The organism is Mediterraneibacter flintii, assembly GCF_055387595.1.
Window position 1 is genome coordinate 1,167,857 of the sequence record NZ_AP031405.1, and the last position, 23,082, is coordinate 1,190,938.

At 40.5% G+C, this 23,082-nt stretch carries 23 protein-coding genes and 1 tRNA gene; 18 read left to right on the forward strand and 6 right to left on the reverse strand.

The window, feature by feature from the left end:
- The first annotated feature begins 31 nt into the window (after positions 1-31).
- On the forward strand, positions 32-916 hold the full coding sequence (locus ACZ5C4_RS05575; protein WP_464520121.1) for an Rpn family recombination-promoting nuclease/putative transposase: 885 nt from the start codon (positions 32-34) through the stop codon (positions 914-916).
- 603 nt (positions 917-1,519) lie between these two features.
- Here ACZ5C4_RS05575 and ACZ5C4_RS05580 read toward each other — a convergent pair.
- Both ACZ5C4_RS05580 and ACZ5C4_RS05585 read right to left on the reverse strand, forming a co-directional pair.
- On the reverse strand, positions 1,520-2,284 hold the full coding sequence (locus tag ACZ5C4_RS05580) for an N-acetylmuramoyl-L-alanine amidase (RefSeq protein ID WP_464520122.1): 765 nt from the start codon (positions 2,282-2,284) through the stop codon (positions 1,520-1,522).
- A gap of 72 nt (positions 2,285-2,356) precedes the next feature.
- Positions 2,357-3,667 (reverse strand): HlyC/CorC family transporter, encoded by a 1,311-nt coding sequence (locus ACZ5C4_RS05585; RefSeq protein WP_464520123.1) that lies wholly within the window; start codon positions 3,665-3,667, stop codon positions 2,357-2,359.
- Between the two features lie 166 nt (positions 3,668-3,833).
- Here ACZ5C4_RS05585 and murB point away from each other — a divergent pair, with 166 nt between their 5' ends.
- The 6 genes from murB to ACZ5C4_RS05615 all read left to right on the forward strand — a co-directional run bounded on the left by murB (position 3,834) and on the right by ACZ5C4_RS05615 (position 8,323).
- Complete coding sequence (murB, locus tag ACZ5C4_RS05590; protein WP_464520124.1) at positions 3,834-4,739, forward strand: UDP-N-acetylmuramate dehydrogenase; 906 nt, start codon at positions 3,834-3,836, stop codon at positions 4,737-4,739.
- Between the two features lie 2 nt (positions 4,740-4,741).
- The gene (rapZ, locus tag ACZ5C4_RS05595; protein WP_186875320.1) at positions 4,742-5,620 is read left to right on the forward strand and encodes an RNase adapter RapZ; all 879 of its coding nucleotides are present in this window, start codon (positions 4,742-4,744) and stop codon (positions 5,618-5,620) included.
- A 49-nt stretch (positions 5,621-5,669) separates the two neighbouring features.
- Positions 5,670-6,629 carry a DNA-binding protein WhiA gene (whiA, locus tag ACZ5C4_RS05600; RefSeq protein WP_464520125.1) on the forward strand — a complete coding sequence of 320 codons (960 nt, stop codon included), beginning with the start codon at positions 5,670-5,672 and terminating at the stop codon, positions 6,627-6,629.
- On the forward strand, positions 6,626-6,886 hold the full coding sequence (locus ACZ5C4_RS05605) for an HPr family phosphocarrier protein (RefSeq protein ID WP_186875318.1): 261 nt from the start codon (positions 6,626-6,628) through the stop codon (positions 6,884-6,886). Before whiA ends, ACZ5C4_RS05605 begins: the two co-directional genes overlap by 4 nt.
- 87 nt (positions 6,887-6,973) lie before the next feature.
- Positions 6,974-7,915: a diacylglycerol/lipid kinase family protein gene (locus ACZ5C4_RS05610; RefSeq protein WP_464520126.1), complete on the forward strand. Its 942-nt coding sequence runs from the start codon at positions 6,974-6,976 to the stop codon at positions 7,913-7,915.
- A gap of 102 nt (positions 7,916-8,017) precedes the next feature.
- Positions 8,018-8,323 carry a hypothetical protein gene (locus ACZ5C4_RS05615; RefSeq protein WP_464520127.1) on the forward strand — a complete coding sequence of 102 codons (306 nt, stop codon included), beginning with the start codon at positions 8,018-8,020 and terminating at the stop codon, positions 8,321-8,323.
- Positions 8,324-8,483: 160 nt separating this feature from the next.
- Here the strand turns inward: ACZ5C4_RS05615 and ACZ5C4_RS05620 are convergent, their stop codons facing one another.
- Positions 8,484-8,717: a hypothetical protein gene (locus ACZ5C4_RS05620; protein WP_464520128.1), complete on the reverse strand. Its 234-nt coding sequence runs from the start codon at positions 8,715-8,717 to the stop codon at positions 8,484-8,486.
- 108 nt (positions 8,718-8,825) lie between these two features.
- Between ACZ5C4_RS05620 and ACZ5C4_RS05625 the strand changes: the two genes are divergently transcribed.
- Positions 8,826-9,062, forward strand: a complete 237-nt coding sequence (locus tag ACZ5C4_RS05625) for a helix-turn-helix domain-containing protein (protein ID WP_464520129.1) — start codon at positions 8,826-8,828, stop codon at positions 9,060-9,062.
- A gap of 108 nt (positions 9,063-9,170) precedes the next feature.
- The gene (locus ACZ5C4_RS05630) at positions 9,171-9,407 is read left to right on the forward strand and encodes a helix-turn-helix domain-containing protein (protein ID WP_464520130.1); all 237 of its coding nucleotides are present in this window, start codon (positions 9,171-9,173) and stop codon (positions 9,405-9,407) included.
- Positions 9,408-9,552: 145 nt separating this feature from the next.
- Here ACZ5C4_RS05630 and ACZ5C4_RS05635 read toward each other — a convergent pair whose 3' ends face one another.
- Positions 9,553-10,056, reverse strand: a complete 504-nt coding sequence (locus ACZ5C4_RS05635; RefSeq protein ID WP_464520131.1) for a helix-turn-helix domain-containing protein — start codon at positions 10,054-10,056, stop codon at positions 9,553-9,555.
- 185 nt (positions 10,057-10,241) lie between these two features.
- Between ACZ5C4_RS05635 and ACZ5C4_RS05640 the strand changes: the two genes are divergently transcribed.
- The 3 genes from ACZ5C4_RS05640 to ACZ5C4_RS05650 all read left to right on the forward strand — a co-directional run bounded on the left by ACZ5C4_RS05640 (position 10,242) and on the right by ACZ5C4_RS05650 (position 12,837).
- Complete coding sequence (locus ACZ5C4_RS05640) at positions 10,242-10,568, forward strand: hypothetical protein (RefSeq protein ID WP_464520132.1); 327 nt, start codon at positions 10,242-10,244, stop codon at positions 10,566-10,568.
- A gap of 153 nt (positions 10,569-10,721) precedes the next feature.
- Positions 10,722-11,567, forward strand: coding sequence for a rolling circle replication-associated protein (locus tag ACZ5C4_RS05645; RefSeq protein ID WP_464520133.1), 846 nt, complete (start codon positions 10,722-10,724; stop codon positions 11,565-11,567).
- Positions 11,560-12,837: a tyrosine-type recombinase/integrase gene (locus ACZ5C4_RS05650; protein WP_464520134.1), complete on the forward strand. Its 1,278-nt coding sequence runs from the start codon at positions 11,560-11,562 to the stop codon at positions 12,835-12,837. The genes ACZ5C4_RS05645 and ACZ5C4_RS05650 overlap by 8 nt, the downstream gene beginning before the upstream one ends.
- A gap of 152 nt (positions 12,838-12,989) precedes the next feature.
- On the opposite strand, the gene ACZ5C4_RS05655 is transcribed toward ACZ5C4_RS05650, so the two are convergent.
- Positions 12,990-13,061 (reverse strand) — tRNA-Glu (locus tag ACZ5C4_RS05655).
- Between the two features lie 203 nt (positions 13,062-13,264).
- Positions 13,265-13,639 (reverse strand): PH domain-containing protein, encoded by a 375-nt coding sequence (locus tag ACZ5C4_RS05660; RefSeq protein ID WP_464520135.1) that lies wholly within the window; start codon positions 13,637-13,639, stop codon positions 13,265-13,267.
- Between the two features lie 228 nt (positions 13,640-13,867).
- Between ACZ5C4_RS05660 and fba the strand changes: the two genes are divergently transcribed.
- From fba to ACZ5C4_RS05690, 6 genes are all read left to right on the forward strand, one after another.
- Entirely contained in the window at positions 13,868-14,731 is an 864-nt protein-coding gene (gene fba, locus ACZ5C4_RS05665) for a class II fructose-1,6-bisphosphate aldolase (RefSeq protein WP_186875315.1), read from the forward strand.
- 391 nt (positions 14,732-15,122) lie between these two features.
- Positions 15,123-17,237, forward strand: coding sequence for a glutamine synthetase III family protein (locus ACZ5C4_RS05670; RefSeq protein WP_464520136.1), 2,115 nt, complete (start codon positions 15,123-15,125; stop codon positions 17,235-17,237).
- Positions 17,227-17,388 carry a hypothetical protein gene (locus ACZ5C4_RS05675; protein ID WP_464520137.1) on the forward strand — a complete coding sequence of 54 codons (162 nt, stop codon included), beginning with the start codon at positions 17,227-17,229 and terminating at the stop codon, positions 17,386-17,388. The genes ACZ5C4_RS05670 and ACZ5C4_RS05675 overlap by 11 nt, the downstream gene beginning before the upstream one ends.
- Positions 17,367-19,070, forward strand: a complete 1,704-nt coding sequence (locus ACZ5C4_RS05680; RefSeq protein WP_464520138.1) for an ABC-ATPase domain-containing protein — start codon at positions 17,367-17,369, stop codon at positions 19,068-19,070. Before ACZ5C4_RS05675 ends, ACZ5C4_RS05680 begins: the two co-directional genes overlap by 22 nt.
- Positions 19,067-20,227, forward strand: coding sequence for an exonuclease SbcCD subunit D (locus ACZ5C4_RS05685; protein WP_464520139.1), 1,161 nt, complete (start codon positions 19,067-19,069; stop codon positions 20,225-20,227). The genes ACZ5C4_RS05680 and ACZ5C4_RS05685 overlap by 4 nt, the downstream gene beginning before the upstream one ends.
- Positions 20,228-20,242: 15 nt before the next feature.
- The gene (locus tag ACZ5C4_RS05690; protein WP_464520140.1) at positions 20,243-22,873 is read left to right on the forward strand and encodes an AAA family ATPase; all 2,631 of its coding nucleotides are present in this window, start codon (positions 20,243-20,245) and stop codon (positions 22,871-22,873) included.
- Positions 22,874-23,082: the final 209 nt, after the last annotated feature.

Below are 23,082 nucleotides of genomic sequence, written 5' to 3' on the forward strand. Positions count from 1 at the left end.
TTTCCCTATAATAAAAGGAGGAAAAGTAAATATGGAACAAAAACAAAAAACATTGAAGGATTTGAATTTGCTGGATCGTTTTTTATTCTCACAGGCTGCCGATGACCCAGATACAATGCGGGACATGCTGGAGATTATTCTGGGAAGGGAGGTTGTCTTAAAACTCCTGCCCCAGACAGAAAAAGAGCAGCGCACCCATCCCTTGAACCGGTATGTCCGTCTGGATGTCTGGGCAATGGATGAAGAGGAACGCATATACAACACAGAAGTGCAGAGAGAGGATACAGGAAATCTGCCGAAGCGAAGCCGGTTTTACCAGGCGTTAATCGATTCCAACCTTTTAAAGCCAGGAGAAGTGGGGTTTCAAAGACTGAATCCCGTCTACATTATTCTTATCTGTCCCTTTGATCTGTTCGGTTATGGGTGGTTATACCGATATACCTTCCAGATGCAGTGTAAGGAAGTTCCTGGATTGTCATTACAGGACGGTGCTATTCGGATATTTTTAAATACCCGCGGACAGCACGCAGAAGGAGTACAGAAGGAGCTGATAGAGCTACTAAGGTATATGGAGCATACCACAGAGGAGGTAAGTGCCTCTTGTACCAGTGAGAGGATACATAATATCCAGAAACGGATCCACGCCATCAAATCCAGTGAAAAGATCGGGGTGAAATACATGCAGGCATGGGAAGAAAAGATATTAGAGCAGGAGAAAGCACGTGAAGAAGGACGCAAGGAAGGTCTTGCTGCGGGACTTTCACAGGGACATGCTTCCGGTTTAAGAGAAGGTTTAACACAAAAATTAAAAGAACAGGTAGAAAAGAAAGTACAAAAAGGATATGCAGCGGAAGAGATTGCAGAGATGCTGGAAGAAGATATAGAAGTTATACATGAGATAATGAAAAAATTATAATTTAATTGACAAAATGGTTCGCGCAAGAGGGCGTGTATTGCAACGTTCGTCAGGGCTTCGCCGGAATTCCTCACTTTTGCAACACACGCCCTCTTGCGCTTACACTTTCGCCAGCTTAAGTTTATAATTTAAGACAAAACAGAACCGACTTCACGCTGCTACAGAGTTCTAGTCAGAAGTTTTTCCTTCGTCTATAGGAAGGTGGCCCCCTAACTGAAATTCATAAAAAAGAGAACGGCTTCATGTTGTTATAGCTCTTCAATTAGAAGTATCTATACTACTTCTGATTGGAAATGCATAGCAGCGTGAAGCCGATTTTTTCCGTTACGAATTATAAACTTAAGCTGGCGAAAGTGTAAGTGTGAAAGAGATGCTTTGCGTGAGTGAGGAATTTCGGCGAAGCCCTGACGAACGATGCAAAGCATCTCTTTCACACGTCCCTTTTACCAACTTCCGCAGTGCCAGCTCAATTTCGCATACGCTCCATTTCGCTATCGGCAATCGCCGAATGAAAAGAAGCAGAAAGCACCCTGTTTACATGCAAGCATGACACAGAGTCTTCCTACTCTTTTCGCACTGCTTGTTGCTTCGTTAAATTTATATTTAGGTACTTACAATAAGGGTCTGGTATCCTGCACGTTTTAACTTGCGTTCCATATCAGCAGCATCATCTAAGGTTGTGTAACTTCCTACAAAGACACGGTAGAGTCCGTCTTCTTGTATGGTAACAGCGGGAAAATCCTGCGCTTTTAATTCATTTTCCAGGCGGGCAGCATAATTTTGATTACGAAAGGCCCCAGTTTGTACAGTGTAGCCGGCAGGTAGAATGCTATGTTCTACTTCCAGCGTGTCTAGGATTCCTGCTGCAATTGCCTGTGCAATGTCATCGAAATTATTGTCAAAAAGAGTATTATCTGTATCAGAATTAAGGAAACCAACTTCTACAAGTACAGCGGGCATTTTTGTTCGTCTAAGTACAACTAGGCCAGGACGTTCTTTTACTCCGAGGTTTACAAAACCGACGGACTCCAACTGCTCATCGATATCTTCGGCCATTTTCAATTTGATACCGGACTTATCGTAGACAAGTGTTTCTACTCCAGATACGGTATTGTCAGTAGGATAGGAATTGCGATGTATAGAGACAAAAAAATCTACGTCCGCATTGTTTGCTTCCATTGCTTTTTCATAAGGGGATTCATAAATATCTGTTGTACGTGTGTATTCTACATCAAGTCCATGATTTTGCAGGATCTCTCCTATGGCAAGAGTGAGACGCAGGGTATCGTCCTTCTCTTGTCTGCCATTGTAGACAGCGCCTGGGTCACGTCCACCGTGTCCGGCATCTAACATAATTGAATAAGGCATAAAAAGCCCTCCTGACATCCTTTCTATCAGCATATGCAGGAGGGCTTGTACTGGTACTGCATGAAGAGCAGGTTAATCTTGTTTTTTTGTATTTTTTTCAGTGAGAGCTTCTTCTGAATGTATTTCCGCTGGGAGATATACATGTACACTTTCCACTCTGTTTTTGTCCAGCTTTTCTACAACAAGGCGGACACCGTCCTGAGTAGTGACTTCATCACCTAATTCCGGAAGGCGATCTAAATGTTCTATAATAAAACCTCCCAGGGAATCATAATCCTCTGATTCAAAGTTCAGATCTAATTCATCATTCAAATCATCCAGACTGACTGAACCTTCGATTACATATTCACAGTCATTTATCTTCTGAATAAGCTCTTCTTCATTTTCATCATATTCATCATGGATTTCTCCGACAATTTCTTCCAGAATATCTTCCAGGGTAATCAGACCAGCAGTTTCGCCATATTCGTCTAAGACAATGGCGATATTAAAGGAAGCATCCCTCATTTCTACGAGGAGTTCGGAGATACTCTTATATTCATAAGTAAAATATGCCTCGCGCAGGATATCGCGTACATGGAAAGAATCAATTTTGTCATTGTCAAATAGAAGCAGATCCTTCATATTGATAGTTCCAATAACATTGTCTGTTGTATCTTCATAGATAGGCAGACGAGTGAATTTATCCTCGCGGAATATTTCAATTAGTTCTTCGTATGAGCTGTTTACATCTGCAAATGTGATCTGTACTCTTGGAACCATAACGTCCTTCGCCTTGGCATCGCCTAAATCGAATACGTTGTAAATCATTTCTTTTTCTTCAGATTCAATAACACCGTCCTCATGGCTTACATCCACGATTGTACGGAGTTCATCTTCCGTCATGGTAGTATTGCGTGCATTCGGATCTACCCGAAGCAGGAAAAGAATACCATGTGCAAAAAGATTAATAACAAAAATAACAGGAGTCATAATTGTCATAAAAATATGAATAATTGGTATATACAGCAGGGCAACCTTATCTGCGTGTATGGTTGCAAAGTTTTTCGGCGTTATCTCTCCGAAAACAAGGACTGCAAAGGTTAGGATAGCCGTGGCAATACTGACCATATATCCGCCGAAATCATAAGCGATAGTCGCAGATAAAGAAGAAGCAGAAAGGTTGACAATGTTGTTTCCAATTAAAATTGCACTCAGCATTTTAGAAGTGTGATTTTCCGTAATATCTAATATGAGCTTTGCGCGTTTGTTTCCATTTTCAGAAAGATAACGCATTTTCATTTTATTTACGGTCATCAGAGCAGTTTCTGCGGAAGAAAAAAAAGCAGAAAGTGCAAGAAGAATAATCAATATAATAAATTGTATAGTATCACTCGAGTCCAATACTGTTGTTCACTCCTTTTGGTACGAATAAATATTAAAATAAAATTGTACAGACACTCCTTAAATATACACTATTTCTCAATAATTTGCAAGATAGTCCCGACTTTACTTTGCAGACAGGTTGTTGTATTATGAAGGGGAAAACATGTAGGAAATGGAGTAAAAAATGGATTTTTATAAAGAACTATGTAGCGTAGCTGGAAAAGAAAATGTAGCTGTGGATGAACAAATGAGCAGACATACAACGTTTCGGATTGGAGGGCCGGCAGATTATTTTGTCACGCCGTCAAAGGAAGAGGAGATCGAGGCAGTTATCCGCGTTTGCAGACAATACAATATACCATTTTATATTATGGGAAATGGGAGCAACCTGTTGGTTGGAGATAAGGGATACCGCGGGGCAGTGATACAGATTTTTAAGAAGATGTATTCGATAGAGGTGAAAGAAAATCAGATTTGCGCCCAGGCAGGCGCTCTTTTATCTAAGATTGCAGCAAAGGCACTAAAGGCAGGATTGACAGGATTTGAGTTTGCGTCAGGAATTCCGGGGACACTGGGGGGAGCTCTGGTAATGAATGCAGGGGCATACGGTGGAGAGATGAAACAGGTATTAAAAAGTGCCAGAGTGTTGGATATTCAAGGAAATATATTTACCCTGTCCGCAGAACAGATGGAATTCGGATACCGAACGAGTATTTTTGCAAAAAAAGGATATATTGTTTTAAGCGCTGTAATTGAACTTCAGTCGGGGAATAAAGAGGCAATCAGAGAGAAAATGGAGGAATTAAGAGAACGGCGTGTCACGAAACAGCCATTGGAGTACGGAAGTGCGGGCAGTACGTTTAAACGTCCGGTAGGATATTTTGCAGGTAAACTGATAGAGGATGCAGGCTTAAGAGGGTTTCGGATTGGAGATGCACAGGTATCAGAAAAACACTGTGGATTTGTAATTAACAGAGGAAATGCAACGGCAGCAGAAGTGATAGAATTGATGGAACAGGTCGTCAGACGGGTGGAAAAAAATTCCGGTGTACATTTGGAGCCGGAAGTAAAGAGGATAGGAGAGTTTTAAAAATGCGTTTTGTGATTGTTACGGGAATGTCCGGCGCGGGAAAATCGACCGCATTAAAAATGTTAGAGGATATGGGATATTTCTGCGTAGACAATCTTCCTATATTGTTAATGACGAAATTTGCAGAAATGCTTTCGTCTCCTGACACAAAGATGAAAAAAACTGCGTTGGGGATTGACATCAGAGGAGGACAGGATTTTTCGGGACTGGAAGAGAGTCTGCGTCAGATAGATAGTATGGGAATTAAATATGAGATCCTTTTTCTGGATGCCAGAGATGATGTTCTTGTAAAACGTTATAAAGAGACAAGACGGCAGCATCCTTTAAGCGGTTCTGGCAGAATCGATAAAGGAATTGCCAGAGAACGTGAAAAAATTGCGTTCTTAAAAATGAAGGCGACGTATATACTGGATACAAGTAAGATGCTTACCCGGGAACTGCGTCTTGAACTGGAAAAAATATTTGTGGAGGGAAAGGACTTTAAAAATCTTTACATTACAATTATGTCTTTTGGATTTAAATATGGAGTGCCGCAGGATGCGGATCTTGTGTTTGATGTGAGATTTTTGCCCAATCCATATTATATAGAAGAACTGAAGGATAAAACTGGAAATGAGCCGGAAGTCCAGGACTACGTAATGGAAAACGATAAAGGAAGAATTTTCCTGATGAAATTGAAGGATATGATGGAGTTTTTGATACCAAACTATATTCTGGAAGGGAAAAATCAACTTGTGGTGGCAATCGGATGTACGGGAGGAAAACACCGCAGTGTAACGCTTGCTAATGCGCTGTATCATATACTAGAACCAGAGGAGAGCTATGGCATACGTATTGAGCACAGAGATATAGAGAAGGATGCCATAAGGAAAAAGAAGTAGAAGTCTTATTTATCAGAAGAAAAGGATTGTAGAAACAGAGGAGATGGCTATGTCATTTTCTGGGAAAGTAAAAGAAGAGATTGGAAAGAAAATCAGTGCAGCCAGGCACTGCCAGATAGCAGAGATTGCGGCTATATTGGAATTATGTGGTACAATTGTAATAAATCGATTCAATCAATACAGTATTAAAATTCATACGGAAAATTTGGTTGTTGTAAGAAAGGTCTTTACATTAATAGAAAAAACATTTAATATAAAGACTGATATCTCTATCCGAAGAAACGTTAGGAAATGTAGTGCATCATATTCCGTTATTGTAAAACATCACGAAGATGCGCTGCGGATTCTTCAGGCTACAAAAATGATAGACGATGATTACCGGAAAATGGTGGAAGTTCAGCCGGCAAATCCTCTTGTGGTAAGACAGACGTGCTGCAGACGTGCATTTATCAGAGGAGCATTTCTGGCGGCGGGCTCCATAAGTGATCCAGAAAAGTCCTATCACCTGGAAATTGTCTGTGCCTCAGAGAAAACGGCACTCAAAATTCAGGAATTAATATGTGGGTTTTCTATGGATGCTAAGATAGTCCGAAGGAAGAAGTCTTATATTGTGTACCTGAAGGAAGGGGAGCAGATAGTAGATATCTTGAATATTATGGAGGCACATGTCGCTTTGATGGAACTGGAAAATGTCAGGATACTCAAAGAGATGAGAAACTCTGTAAATCGAAAGGTAAATTGTGAAACTGCCAACATTAACAAAACCGTATCCGCTGCAGTAAAGCAAGTAGAAGATATTACATATCTCAGAGATACAATTGGTTTTGAAAAGTTGTCTGAAGGATTAGAAGAGGTTGCACTTGCCCGCCTATCGTATCCGGATGCAACGTTGAAGGAGTTGGGCGAGCTCCTCTCACCCCCCGTCGGCAAATCAGGGGTAAATCACAGGCTTAGGAAGTTAAGTGAACTGGCAGAGAAGGTAAGGCAAGAACAAGGAGGATTATTATGATTAAAACACCAGTCGTAGTAAGGCACAACAAAGGTCTTGACGGAAGGCCGATTGCATTGTTAGTACAGGAGGCAAGCCAGTACGCGAGCCAGATTCATATCATGGTAAACGGAAAGAAAATCAATGCAAAAAGCATTATGGGAATGATGAGCCTGAGTCTTGCAGAAGGAGAAGAACTTACAGTTGTTACAGAAGGTGATGATGAAAAGAAAGCTGCTGAAGGGATTAAGACTTTTTTTACGAAGGTGAAAGAATAAGCAGTTTATAATACAGGACATGAAAAGGAGGTTGTACTTTTGTACAGCCTCTTTTATAATAAAAAGACAGACGGGAGGAATAAAAAGATGAAAAAGATGCTGTTTATCTATAATCCAAACGCAGGTACAGGGCTTTTAAAGCCTAAATTATCAGATGTCCTGGATATTTTTGTGAAGGGTGGTTATGAGGTGACTGTATATCCGACGCAGAGGTACCATGATGCATTGGCCAAAATGGAAAGCTACGAAGAAGAGTATGATCTTGTCGCGTGCAGTGGAGGGGACGGGACTTTAGATGAAATAGTAACCGGTATGGCATTCAGGGAAAAAAAGGTTCCTATCGGCTATATTCCGACAGGAACAACCAATGATTTTGCTAACAGTCTTCATATCTCACGAAATATACTGGAAGCAGCAAATACAGTAGTTAATGGAGCCCCTTTTGCATGTGATGTAGGAATGTTCAATGATGATTATTTCATTTATATTGCGGCATTCGGATTATTTACAGATGTTTCATATGAGACAAAGCAGAGTATGAAAAATGTATTGGGACATTTGGCATACGTGCTGGAGGGGGCAAAGCGGCTGTTTAACATTCCGTCATATCAAATAAAAGTCACATATGAAGGCGGAATAGTAGAAGATGAATTTATATTTGGAATGGTGACAAATTCTCGTTCTGTTGGAGGCTTTAAAGGAATTATCGGACGTGATATTGTGTTTGATGACGGAGAATTTGAAGTAACGCTGATTAAGATGCCGAAAAATCCGATAGAATTGAATGAGATTGTTGCATCTCTGCTTATTAAACAGATTGATTCGAAACATATGTATTCCTTCAAATCAGGCAATGTGCGGTTTGAGTCTCTTGAAGAAATTCCATGGACATTGGATGGGGAATTTGGCGGCGAACATGATAAAGTCGTCATAAAAAATAAAAAGCAGGGACTTCAGATTATGGTACAAGAAAAAATGATTCCCGGTTTGTCTGCTAAGCCCCAAATAGAAGAGGATGGGGATATTTAAAAGTATAGAAAATATCTTTAAAAACGGTTGGATACCTGGTGCTTTTATATTATAATATAATAAGCAGGATGGTTAAATGGAGTATGAATAGGAGAAATGGTTATGTTAGACAAACAAGATTTAGAGGCGATTTCAGAGCTTATTGGAAAAAGAGCAGAAAAAACGGAGAAACTGCTTCTTGGAGAAATAGACAAAAGGGTAGAGAAAACGGAAAGTTTGCTTCTTGATGAAATCGGCAGAACACAAGTATACCTGGAAAATAAAATAGATATGGTTAAACAAAATATTGATGAATTAAACCAGTATTATAGAATAACGAAGCTGGAGAATGAAAATACTACCTTGCTGCTGCAGATGATTACAGACTTGAAACGTGAGGTTGAAATACTAAAACAAAAAATTGCGTAGAAAACAAGGCGTTTTCGGTAAAAAAATATCCGCAGAATTAGTTCTGCGGATACCTTTTTATCAGTGACTCCAAGGGGAATCGAACCAAACCCAATATACAAAAACTGCTTAGAAAGGGGATTTGCGCACATCGTCTAAGCAAGTGTAATCAAAAGTGTAATCAAATCTTTTCTTTTTTATCTTTTAATTGTTTGTATACCAATAAGGCTTTTGCATACATATCCTTATTTTGGTTCGCCCATTCTAAATTCTTTTCTAATTTTTCTTCAGTGGTCTTATAATTTGTAATTTCATCTACATAATCTATATTCTTTATTACCCAGTAAATCACTTCTTGTATTTCTGGCTTTGCATTGATATATAAGCTAAAAAAGTCTTGAAAATCCTTACACATAAAATATCCTCCTTTTCAAATTGGAATGTTATCATTCCGATTTTATCCTTTTTTACATGTAAAATCAATATCAAAATGGAATGTTTTTATTCCGAAAGGATATGTGATGTGGCACATGTAATTAAACAGGATATTTCAATTGGAGAAAATTTAAGGGTGCTTCGTGAAAAAGCAGGTCTGACACAAGAAGAAACCGCCGTAAAATTACAGCTTCTTGGTTTCGTAATCAGCAGAGAAATTATTTCTCAAATGGAGTTAGGAAAACATCATATCAGAGTAAGTGTTCTGCTTGCTTTGAAAACTTTGTATCATGCAGAAATTCAAGATTTTTTTGCTAATCTATAAGTAAAAACGCCAATCGGAATGTAATCATTCCAATATTTTAAAACAACTTGGATAGAATCAATAACATGTCGGAATATTTTTATTCCTATGTTCAGAGGTGATTCTATTATGTCAAAGATAATAAATCAAGATATTTCTATTGGCTCAAATTTAAAAGTTCTTCGTCAAAAAGCTGGTTTGTCGCAGGAAGCCGCCGCCGCTAAATTACAAATTATGGGATTTACTATGAGCAGAGAAGTTATTTCCCAAATGGAATTGGGAAAGCATAATATCAGAATAAGCGTGTTATTAGCATTAAGAGATATTTATAATGTGCAGATTCAAGATTTCTTTGACGGACTGTAAATCCATATTCAGTGATTAGAAAGCAGTAAGGTCAAGGGGCAAGCGGAGCGATACGCCGTAGGGCAACCCTTTACCGAACGGACAAAGGAATTTATCAAGATAAAGTAAGAGGACTTCCAATGTCACAATTAGGAAGTCCTCTTGATTATTCATCTATTTCGTATGCTTTTTTGTCAAGGTAAATATCTCCGTTGAGACCTCCTGTTCTCGCAGATATTCCGTCTTCTAAAATATCTACATAGGCTTTTCCCGCTTTAGCAATTTGTTCATCCAAAATTCCTATAACTGCTCTGTAAAGTTCTTCATTTTCACGTGTGTTTAAAATTTTTAATAACAAATTCCTCCGTTGGGATTTTTCAGTTTCTGAATATTGACAATAAAATGCAGCTTTATTGTTATACGCTATTTCTAAATTGTGCTGTTCTTCCCTTTTGAAAAAATCTTTGCCAAAAAGTAATTCAGCATCTACTTCTAATACTTCCGTTAATTTTTTTAGACGGTTTCCTGCAGGGAAGGAATTTCCTTTTTCATAATTTATAACGCTTTGTTTTGTCACTCCTAATCTTTCAGCAAGTTCTGTTTGCGTCATTCCCTTTCCTTTTCGTATTGTTTTTAAATTATTGGCAAATGGTTCTATTGGTGATGTCATGCTTTTCTCCTCCTTAAATTTTATAAAAATTTTACCATTTTCTTTTTGATTAGTCAATATATTCAAAAAAAGTAAATTTATTATTTACTTTTAAAGGTTGTTGTGCTATTCTATACTCACAAAAAAAATTTACTTTCTTCGAAGAAAAGTATTAAAAAAGTAAAAAATGAAAAAGAGGTAAACAAATGATTAAAGCAAAAAATTTTATTCTTGCTTCAGACAAATTAGAAAAGGAGTATCTTTTAGTGGAAGTAAGTAACTGGAATGATTATGAAACAAAGGCACATATGGGGTTCTACTATCAAGTACTCTTTCCTAAATTGCAATCTGAAAAAATCAAGATTGCAATCAAAGGTGAGAAACCGTATGTTACAAATGAGGAATTATGTAAAAGCGGTGGTGTTTGGGTAAAATTCAATAATTTAACTGTCCAGGGAAGCATGTATAATGGTGTCTTCTCTGCAAAAGGATTTGCAGACTCTTTGCAATTTGTCGAAAATCAAGGTAAATAGCTAATTGATGTAATTACATTACAGCGTCCGGCGCGCGCAGCTTTGGCTGAAAGCGTGCAGGAACGCTGTATAAGATGAGCGCAGCGAATCTTTTATACTTAACTTGATATATAAGCTAACATCTTCCGAAAAATAAATAAAAGGGTGATATTCGTGCATAAAAAAGGCGTATGTTTAGCCTATAATGCGAAAATCATTGAAACACCCACGACGAAAGAATTTTGGATATATGACAAACCAATCAGCAGGGAATTAACAGAAATTACAGACAATCAGAGTAACCATACAGAGAAAAAGACACGCAGGAAATTTGACAACTTATCAGCTATTGAACAAGGAAACAGTTTACAGAGAAAACAAAAATATTACGAACAAAAACGGTGGGACATTGCCCGACTTATAGACTGCAATTTTGATACCAATACAAAATTTATTACATTAACATTCAAAGACAATATACAGGATATAGACTATTCAAATACACAATTCAAATATTTCATTCAGCGTCTGAATTATTATCTCTTTAAAGAAAAATCCCAAAAACTAAAATATATAGCAACGTGGGAAAAACAACAGCGTGGAGCAATACATTATCATGTTGTATTTTTTGATTTTCCGTATATAAAGGCAGACGATTTACAAAGACTGTGGGGACATGGTTTTATAAAGATTAACCGAATACAGGTAGACAGGAGAGAAAATGTCGGTCGCTATATTAGTAAATATTTCGGCAAAGATTTGGATTTGAAAGAGCATAAGAAAAAGGCTTTTTTTAAATCGCAAAATCTAAAAATACCTGCTATACATAAAACTTTTTATACAGAGGACATGATACAGGCGTTAGAAGAAGAAAATATTATATTTCAAAAGGAATATGAAAGAATTGTATATGACAGTCATTCATTTGTTAAAACAGGCTCTCCTTTTATAACAAGCTCCGTCAGATATATAAAAGTCAAAAAGGAGATTCTGACAGAGGGGAGATACTCTAATGGATAGTAGAACTATAGATTATCCGCATACTTGTTCTCCAGACAGACAAGAAATAAATTTACTTTATTCAGCCTTAAAAAGTGGTATAATAAATATAGATGATGTGCAAAAACAAATGAATGAAAAAAGAAGAGAGGAAATTTTAAAGCAACACCCATACGATATATGGCAGGGAAAAGACGGGCGTTATCGTACCTATGTTGCGGATGAAGCAAAGACATCTGGAAGGAGGATGATAGTAAAAACACAAAAGAATGATTTACTGAAATATCTTGACAAATTTTATACTGCTCTTGATGATACAACACATTTAAGAAATATTTCCTTGAAGAAATTTTATCCAATGTGGAAAGAATATAAGACTTTACATACAAATGCAGAGAATTATATTCGGCGGATTAATGACGATTGGGAAAAATATTATCTAAATAGTGATATTGTAACTATTCCTATCTATAAACTGGATAAACTGACATTAGATAATTGGGTTCATAAATTAATTAAGCAGTATAAAATGACAAAGAAGCAGTATTATAATGTGACAATTATTATGCGTCAAGCATTAGACTATGCTGTGGATTGTAAAATTATTAAAGAAAATCCGTTTAGATTAGTAAAAGTTGACGGTAAAAGATTGTTCCAACCAGTTAAAAAGAAAGCTGATAATACACAAGTATACTTAAAAAATGAAACTCCTATGATTTATGAAATGGCTTGGAAACATTTTTTCTCGCCAAACAGACTGAAAAACAAACTTGCTCCATTAGCGTTATTGTTTCAGTTTCAGACAGGAATCAGATTAGGAGAATTATGTGTTATAAGTTATGCTGACATTGAGGGGAACTATTTGCATGTACAGAGAATGTATCGGTATGAAACATATGAAATTATAGAACATACGAAGAATTATGAAGATAGAAAAGTATGGCTTACAGAAAAGGCGCGGGAAATTATTCAGACTGCCAGAAATTTTCAGATGGAAAACAGACTTTCAACAGACGGATATATATTTTCTGAAAATAATCAACCGCTTTCTCCCTGGTCTGTTTCATACTTGTATATTAAATATTGTGAGGATTTAGGTATTATAAAAAAGAGTTCCCACAAATCACGAAAGACATATATATCGGCATTGATTGACGGAAGAGTAAATCTGAATACGATTCGGGAAATGGTGGGGCATGCTGATGAACGGACAACTTACGCAAGTTATTGTTTTGACCGCTGTACAGAAAGTGAAAAAACAGATTTGATTGAACAGGCATTATTGTGTTAAAGTGTAATCACGTGTAATCAAAAATGCAGGCACTTTTGATACACTTGCTACAAGCATGGAATATTTTTGGGTTCTTTAAAATTCCTTGAAAACAGGGCGTTTTCGGTAAAAAAATATCCGCAGAATTAGTTCTGCGGATACCCTTTTTCCAGTGACTCCAAGGGGAATCGAACCCCTGATTCCAGCGTGAGAGGCTAGCGTCTTAACCGCTTGACCATGGAGCCAAATTCAATTTTCCTGTGTGTGAAAATTATCTTTCTCTCACAAGCGAATTTTATTATACTACAAGCTTTTTGATTATGCAAGAACTTTTTTTATATTTTAAAGAGTTCGTACGAGCTAAACTATGTGAAGCGGCATATAATGTCACTATTAAACTGCCACTCTATTGCCGGAACAAGCCGGATACAAGTGGCAGTTTAAAGTTTTAGAGAATATATCTGCTGATTGTCTGTCCTATTTGAACAATGTTGCTGGAACCTGTGAATTCAAATTTGACTTTGCCAAGACCGCTGAAATACAATTCCAGTTCACTATCTAAGTCAAACACACCGGCTGTTTCTACAGAATAGGCTACTACCTTTGAGTAAGGAAGAGAAGAAAAATCTTTTTTCTTTCCAGTTACACCCTGCACGTTGACAGCAATCAGACGTTTATTTGTAAAAATGCAGTAATCACGAATTGCCTTGTAAGCCCCGATAATTTGTTCCTGCTCAATCAGAAGGGGCTGTACATCCTTTAGGACAGATGATGGATCTATCTGTTTGAGTTTGACATAATCGCTGTTTTTGAAATCAATCATTTTTAGTTCCTCCTTTAGGGTATAATTAAATATGTAAAATACAACATAATTATATCATAAAAAAATAAAAAAGAAACTGGTATGCTGTGGGCATTCTGCGAGACAGACTTTTTATGCGGTTGTGATTTATGGATTGTTTTTTAGGGTATGATAGGATATAATGAAGTAAGGTTTAAAACTAGTTTCTGTTCTTTGAGAGAGCAGAGGCAGAATTGGAGGAAGAGAAATATGTTAGTATCAGCAACAGAAATGCTTCAAAAAGCAAAAGCAGGACATTACGCAGTAGGTCAGTTTAACATCAATAACCTGGAATGGACAAAGGCAATTCTTTTGACTGCGCAGGAGTGTAATTCACCGGTTATTCTTGGCGTATCAGAGGGTGCAGGAAAATATATGACAGGATATAAGACTGTGGTAGGCATGGTAAACGGAATGCTCGAAGAGCTTGGTATTACAGTGCCGGTAGCGCTTCACTTGGATCATGGCAGTTATGAAGGCTGTATGAAGTGTGTGGAGGCAGGATTCTCTTCCATTATGTTTGACGGCTCTCATTATCCGATTGAAGAAAATGTAGAAAAGACAAAAGAGCTTGTTAAGATTGCGCATGAACACAATATGTCTATTGAGGCAGAAGTCGGCTCTATTGGAGGAGAAGAGGACGGCGTAATTGGAAGAGGAGAATGTGCGGATCCGCAGGAGTGTAAAATGGTCGCAGAGCTTGGAATTGATTTCCTGGCGGCAGGAATCGGCAATATTCATGGTAAATACCCGGATAATTGGGAGGGATTGAGCTTCGAAACTTTGGATGCAATTCAGAAGCTGACGGGAGATATGCCATTGGTGCTTCATGGCGGTACAGGCATTCCGGAAGATATGATTAAAAAGGCAATTGAACTGGGTGTAGCTAAGATCAATGTAAATACAGAGTGCCAGCTTTCCTTTGCAGCTGCGACGAGAAAATATGTGGAAGCAGGAAAGGATTTGGAAGGCAAAGGATTTGATCCTAGAAAATTACTGAAACCAGGCACAGACGCAATCATGGAGACAGTAAAAGAGAAAATGGAATTATTCGGCTCAGTAGGAAAAGCCTGATTATACAGTAAGTGTAACAGTTCAGCCCGCGCCATTCGTAAAACCGCGCTGCATGCTTATCGTGGCTGTTGCCACTGTTTTATGCATTGACGGGCGCTTTGCTCATCTGTATATCAGTCGCCGGATTCTTATGCAGGCATAAATCCGTCTTCCGGCACAATGGGGGAAACCCTGATGCAGCGACACCGGATTCTTATGCAAGCATAAATCCGTCTCCTGCTAACAGATGGCTGAACTATTACACAAATTACAAAAAATTATGAAATTTACTTGCCTTTTTTTGGCGATTGCGTTATACTAACATACGCAGATGTGACAGGGGCGTTCCAGCATAGTTGGAGTGCCCTTTTTTCTGCTCCGGCATAAGAAAAAAGTGAGAAAGGGAAAAAATATGAGTACAGAATTGTTCAATGTAGCAGACATTTTTGGAGAAAATGTATTTAACGATACCGTGATGCAGGAACGGCTTCCTAAGAAAGTCTACAAGAACCTGAAAAATACGATTGAAGAGGGAAAAGAATTAGATCTTGAGACAGCAGATGTCATTGCCCATGAGATGAAGGAATGGGCGATAGAAAAAGGCGCGACTCATTATACACACTGGTTCCTGCCGTTGACAGGTGTTACGGCAGAAAAGCACGATTCTTTTATTTCAGCTCCACTTCCAAGTGGGAAAATTTTGATGAGTTTTTCTGGAAAAGAACTGATAAAAGGAGAGCCGGATGCTTCTTCTTTCCCATCAGGCGGGCTTCGGGCTACATTTGAAGCAAGAGGATACACAGCATGGGACTGTACATCTCCGGCGTTTGTACGTCAGGATGCGGCAGGTGCAACTCTGTGTATTCCGACTGCATTCTGTTCTTATACTGGGGAAGCGCTGGATCAAAAAACTCCGCTTCTTCGCTCTATGGAAGCGATCAATACACAGGCGCTCAGGTTGCTGCGTCTGTTTGGAAATACGACGTCTAAGAAAGTGACTCCGTCTGTAGGAGCAGAGCAGGAGTATTTTTTGGTAGATGCGAAAAAGTTTCTTGAGAGAAAAGACTTAATATATACAGGGCGTACCTTATTTGGGGCGATGCCTCCGAAGGGACAGGAGCTGGACGATCATTATTTTGGAACAATCCGACAGAGGATTGCTTCTTTTATGCGGGATGTAAACATTGAGCTCTGGAAGGTTGGTGTATCTTCCAAGACACAGCACAACGAAGTTGCGCCTGCACAGCATGAATTGGCGCCGATTTATACGGAAGCAAATATTGCAGTGGATCACAACCAGATTGTCATGCAGACGTTAAAGCGTATTGCGAGTCAGCATGGAATGAAATGTCTGCTGCATGAGAAACCATTTGCGGGAGTAAATGGTTCCGGAAAGCATAATAACTGGTCCCTCATAACAGACGATGGGATTAATATGCTGGATCCTGGAAAAACGCCTCACGAAAATATTCAGTTTCTTCTGATTCTGACCTGTATCTTGAAGGCGGTGAATAAGCATGCGGATCTCTTGCGTGAATCTGCTGCAGATCCGGGAAATGATCACAGACTTGGGGCAAATGAGGCTCCGCCGGCGATTATTTCTGTTTTCCTTGGAGAACAGTTGGAGGATGTGATAGAACAGCTTATCAGTACCGGAGAGGCGACTCACAGCTTAAAAGGCGGAAAGCTGGAGACGGGTGTCAGGACACTGCCGGAGCTTATGAAGGATGCTACCGATAGAAATCGTACCTCTCCATTTGCATTTACAGGAAATAAATTTGAATTCCGTATGGTTGGTTCAAGAGATTCGATTGCGTCTTCGAATATTGTGTTGAACACCATTGCGGCGGAGGCATTTTCCGATGCCTGTGATGTGTTGGAAAATGCGGAGGATTTCCAGCTTGCTGTGCATGACTTAATCAAGAAATATGCTACAGAAAACCAGAGAATTATCTTTAATGGAGACGGCTACTCGGAAGCGTGGGTAGAGGAAGCAAAAAGAAGAGGACTCCACAATATCCGTTCTATGGTTGAGGCAATTCCGGCGATGGTGTCTGACAAAGCAGTATCACTATTTGAAAAGTTCGGAGTGTTCACAAAGGCAGAGCTGGAGTCGAGGGCAGAGATTCAGTATGAGTCCTATGCGAAGGCGATCAATATAGAAGCGCGCACCATGATTGATATGGCAAGAAAGCAGTTCATTCCGGCAGTTATGAAATATACAAAGGAGCTGGCAGATACTGTCAATACAGTAACAGCGGCAGGGGCGGACGCCAGTGTACAGAGCAGCTGTTTAAAGGAAGTGTCTGAACTGCTAAAAGAGACAAAATCTGCGCTGGATGTGCTGGAGAAGGTGACAAGGGAGGCATCTCAGAAGGAAGAAGGTCCGGAGGAAGCAAAGTTCTTTTATTATGAAGTAGTGCCTGCTATGGAGAACTTACGTACACCTGTGGATAAGCTGGAGATGATTGTAGACAAAGAAGCTTGGCCGATGCCGTCCTATGGCGATCTGCTTTTTGAAGTATAGAAATAACGAATGGACAATCAATAGTGAAAAGAGGAACCGGGATTTATCCGGCTCTTCTTTTATAGAGGACGATTTTATTATATGTACAGGCGTCCTGATGAAAGGGCTGCCGGGAAAGGAGTTAGAAACATGCAGACTGCGGCAGATTTAAGAAATTTATTGAACAAGATCGACCACAGAGGGTATCCTGCATATAAGGATACAAAAGGAACGTATCAATTTCCAGGATATGTTCTGTCGATCGATCATGTACAGGGGGATCCTTTTGCCTCTCCTTCTAAGGTCAGCGTTATTGTAAAAGGGAGGACAGCGGACTTTCCAAAAGAATTGTATATACAGACACATTTGAGAACTGCATTGCAGGACGAACTGACAAGGCAGTTCGGAAGGCAGGCAGAGCAATTCGCGTTTAAGGCAAAAGGTTCTGGGAAAAGCGGGCTTATTTCTTTAAGCCGTCCTGGACAGGAGGTGCTGGAGCGTACATGCTGCCAGATAGAACCAAAAACAGGAGATATAACAGTACGTATGGAAATTGGCTTTCCGGCAAATGGAAGAACGATCAACGCGAGGGAGCTTATCAAGATTTTGTTTGATTTCTTGCCGGTCTGTGTGGGAAAAGCATTGTATTATAAAAATCTGAATGGGAAACGGCTTAAGGAGATTGCGGATCTGGCAGAGGATCAGCAGTATATCCGCAGTCATTTGGAGGAAATGGGGCTGGTGGCATTTATTGCAAATGGAAGCATTCTTCCAAGAGAATCCGGTATTTCTTCCAGGCCGATGAAAAAAGGAATTGCATTTGTTTCTCCAAAGGAGATGGAAGTGACAATGGAACTTCCGCATAGAGGCGCAGTAACAGGAATGGGAATCAAAAAAGGAATTACCTTGATTGTAGGCGGCGGTTATCATGGGAAGTCTACCTTGCTCAAGGCATTGGAATTGGGAGTATATAACCATATCGCAGGCGACGGAAGAGAGTATGTCATCACAGACGACACCGCGTTGAAAATTCGGGCGGAGGATGGCCGGAGTATTCAAAAGACGGACATTTCTATGTTTATCAATGATCTGCCAAATGGGAAGGATACGGTGGGATTTTGCACAGAGGATGCCAGCGGAAGCACGTCCCAGGCGGCAAATGTAGTAGAGGGAATGGAGGCAGGAGCGAAACTTCTGCTTATTGATGAAGATACGAGTGCGACGAACTTTATGATCCGAGATGAATTGATGCAGCGGGTCATTCATCGTGATATGGAGCCGATTACTCCTTTTATAGAACGGATTCAGGAGTTATATAAAGAGTACGGCATTTCTACGATCATTGTGGCGGGCAGCTCCGGCGCCTATTTCCACATTGCGGACAAGATTGTACAGATGGAGCGCTATATTCCGAGAGACATTACAGACAGAGCCAAAAAGGAAGCGGAGCAATTCCCTGTTTTAAGTGTACCGGAGGAAAAGGCAAAGATACCCGATTTTCACAGATGTCCAAAGGCAAGTCCGGCATTTAAAGGGCAAGATCGGATAAAGATGAAAACGCTCGGACGCGAAGCGGTGCAGTTGAACCGTGAAACCATTGATTTAAGGTACGTAGAACAGATTACAGACAGCGAACAGGTGACAGCGCTTGGATACTGCATGCGGTATGCGCAGAAGCATCTTCTGGATGGCAGGAAGAATATGCGGGATATTATAAAAGAGCTGGAGGAAAAGATGGAGAAGGACTCTCTGGCAGGTTTATGCGAGAGCAGCTCGAATATTGCGCCGATGGCTATGCCGAGGAAACAAGAAATATTCGCATGTTTTAATAGATACAGAGGGCTTAGAGTATGAAGTTTTTCCATTTGTCAGACCTGCACATAGGTAAGATACTGCACGGATATTCATTAAAGGAAGATCAGGAACATATTTTAGAAGAGGTAGTGACGTATGCGAAGGAGCTTCGCCCTGATGCAGTTGTCATAGCGGGAGATATTTATGATAAATCGGTGCCGTCTGCGGAGGCAGTGTCTGTTTTTGACGAATTTTTAACGAAGCTTTGTGCGATAGAGCCTAAGATTCCTGTTTTACTGATTGCAGGGAATCACGATTCAGCGCAGCGGCTGGACTATTTAAGCAGAATTCTTGGAAGCCAGCAGATATATATTGCAGGGCGGGTTCCCGCGCAGAGAGAGGAACATTTAAAGAAAGTAACCTTGACAGATTCTTATGGGGAAGTAGATTTTTATCTGCTTCCATTTTTAAAACCAGGCTATATTAGAGGACTTTTTGAAGAGGAAGCGCCGGAAACTTATAGTGAGGCAGTCTTAAAGATGATAGAACGGGAAGAGATCGACTGGTCAAGACGAAATGTCCTTGTTTCACATCAGTTCTATATGGGGGCAGAAAAAGAGATCCTGACCTGTGATTCTGAAACCTTTTCAGTGGGTGGGATTGACAATGTGGACTGCCGTGTGATTGAGAAGTTTGACTACGCGGCGCTGGGGCATTTACACAGGGCGCAGACAACTGGAAAAGCGCAGATTTGTTACTGCGGTACGCTGCTGAAATATTCTGTCAGCGAGGCAGAGCAGGAAAAGGCGCTACATGTGGTAGAGCTGGGTGCGAAAGGAGAGGCGGTACGTTTAGAGCAGTTCTGCGTCCATCCGCTTCGAGATGTGCGAATATACCGCGGAGAACTGGAAGCGATTATAGAGTCTGTAAACGGACAGGAGGAAAAATGTGGAGAAGATTATGTAAGCATTACGCTTACAGATGAGGGAGAGCTTTATAAGCCAAAAGAACAGTTAGAAAAAGTATTTTCTCACATTTTGGAGCTTCGTCTTGATAACTCGCGGACGCGAAAGAAGCTGGAATTTGATAATGAAGAAGTGACGCTTCGTTCGCCTCTTACGGTTTTTGCCGATTTTTTTAGAGAAATGCAGGGAAGAGAGTTGTCCCTTGAAGAGCAAAGAATTGTGGAGGAGGCTGTGGAGGCGGCGACAGAATAACCGGAAGGAGATAAGATGAGACCAGTCAGGCTTACTTTATCCGCATTTGGTTCCTATGCGGAGGAGGAAACAATAGATTTTACACAGATTTCAGGCGGTTTATTTTTGATAACGGGAGATACAGGGGCGGGGAAGACAACGATTTTTGACGGAATTATGTATGCGCTTTATGACAGAACAAGCGGTGGAGAAAGGGACGGCAGTATGATGCGCAGCCAATATGCGCCGGAAGATGCGCAGACATACGTAGAGCTTGTCTTTTCCTACAGAGGAGAAGAGTATACAGTCCGCAGGAATCCAGAATATTACCGGGCAGGAAAAAGAAAACGCCCGGACAAAAAGACACATCTTGTGAAAGAAGCGCCTAAGGTCAGCCTGCTTTTGCCGGGAGGAGAAGAATACCAGGGAAAGAAAAAAGAGATTGACCAGAAGCTTGAAGAAATTATCGGGCTGGATGCAGCACAGTTTACCCAGACTGCTATGATTGCACAGGGAGATTTCTTGAAGCTTCTTCATGCAGAATCAAAAGAGAGAAAGCAGATTTTTTCAAGGATTTTCAAGACCTCCCTATACAGGAAGATGCAAGAGGAGTTAAAGGAGCAGGCGAAACAAGTATATACAGCGCTGGAGGAATGTGAACAGGACTGCAAAAAAGAGCTGGAACGTGTAGAATTTCCAGATTTTGGCAGCCTGGAAGAAGAGAAAAACAGATGGAAGGTATTTCTAGAACAAGAGATTCCCGACGAAAAAGAGGTTCTTAAACAGTTGAACGAAATCTGTAGGTATGATACAGAGGAAGAAAAGAAGCTGGCAGAAGAGTTGAGAGAGGTTCAAAAAGAGATAACCAGGCTTCAGATTTTTATTCAGAAGCAAGAAGAAATAGGGCGTCTGTTCGACACGCTTTGTAAAGAGGAAGAACAGCTCCAAAAACTGGACAGCCAGAAGGAACGGATAGAAGAGCTGAAGCAGCAGGCAAAAGGAGGGGCGCGTGCGCAGAAGGTATGGGGAAAGGAGGAGCTCTATAAAAGAGATAAAGAGCAGGAGCTGTTTCTGGATAAACATATAATGGAGAATACAGTGTGGCTGCAAAACTGGGAGGCAGAAGAGACAGCTTTGCGTAAAAAGGCAGAGGAGCTGTGCGGCCAGTTTGTTCCGGCAGAGAAGCAGCTGACAGAACAGATCGCTTCCCTTACAGCATTGCTTCCGCGTTATGAAAGAATCAGGGAGATGAAAACTGCCTGTCAGAAAGAGAGAGAGAAGATGGAACAATGTCTGGTATGGTGCAGGGAAAAGGCAGAAGCGTATGAGGAGGTGTACCGGCAGTTTTTTAAAGAACAGGCAGGCATATTAGCAGCGGATTTAGAGGAAGGGGCTCCCTGTCCGGTATGTGGTTCACTTTCCCACCCAAAGAAGGCAGTTCTTTCTGGAAAAGCGCCGGATCAAAAAAAGGTAGAGCAGGCAAAAAAGGCAAGAGACAAAGCAGAGAAAGAACGGCTGGAAGCATATGAGGCATTTCAGAAGATAAAAGGACAGTTAGATGCAGAAAAAGCACAGATTGGAGAGGAAAAAGAAGAGGAGGTGCGGCAGCGCTTAGAAGCGTTAGAACAGGAATTGGAACAGCGGCGCGGCCAGGCAGAGGCAGCAAAGAAAGAATGGCAGCAGCTAAAGGAACAAGGAAGGCAGAAAGAAGGCGAGTTACAAGAACAGCAAAAGCAAAAGGAACTGCTCGCGGCGCGTATAGCTAAGGAAAAGCGTGCCTATGAGACAGAGCTTACAGCGCAGGCTTACCCAGATGAAGAAGCATATCAGAAGGACAAGAAATGGATAGACGGTTGGGAAGAAAAGAATAGAAGTGTGCAGCAATTTGAAACAGACGTAAAGACGTGCTGTGCAAAAATGGAAACCCTGAAGCTTCAACTGAAAGGGGAAAAAAAGACAGATATAAGTGGGGACAAAAATGCTTTGAAAGAGAAGGAGGATAGAAAAGAATATCTGGATGACAGATTAAGAAACGTATATGCCCGAAGAAGAAAAAATGAGGACGTATGCAGACAACTGGAGGCGAGGTATACCTTTCTGGAAATGCTGAAAAAGAAATATGAGGTGCTGGGAAACTTAAGCCGCACAGCGAATGGCTCCCTTTCAGGCAGTGCAAAGCTGGATTTTGAAACGTATGTACAGCGGCAGTTTTTCCGTCAGATTATAAATGCGGCGAATCAGCGCCTGGCAAAGATGACAGAAAATGAGTTCCTCTTACAGTGTCGGGAACTGAAAGACTTGAAAAATCAAGGAGAGGCGGGACTGAATCTGGACGTATACCATCTGGTAAATGATGCGGTACGGGATGTAAAATCTCTTTCAGGAGGGGAATCGTTTCTTGCTGCGCTTGCTATGGCGCTGGGACTTGCAGACATTGTTCAAAATACGGCAGGGGCGGTTACATTGGATACCATGTTTGTAGATGAAGGGTTTGGCTCTTTAGATGAGGAGTCAAGGGAACGTGCCATACAGATATTGAAGCAGCTGGCAGGAGAACGGGGAATGGTGGGAATTATCTCTCATGTCAGTGAACTGAAAGAACAGATAGAGTGGAAGCTAGAGATAAGAAAAGATGAAAAGGGCAGCCATGCTTCCTGGAATATGTGACGAAGCCTTCTTGTTGTGTAGGAAACTTCGTTTCCTGCACAATAAAACCCTCTGGGGGATGCACACTGCGCGCAAAGTGGACAAGCACAAAACTCTATCACATTTATAACACAAAAACTTCACAAAAGTTTGTTACCTTAGATAACATGTATAAACAGAACAGGCAGGGAGCGTATGCCTGTTCTGCGCGGCATGAAAAAACATATCAG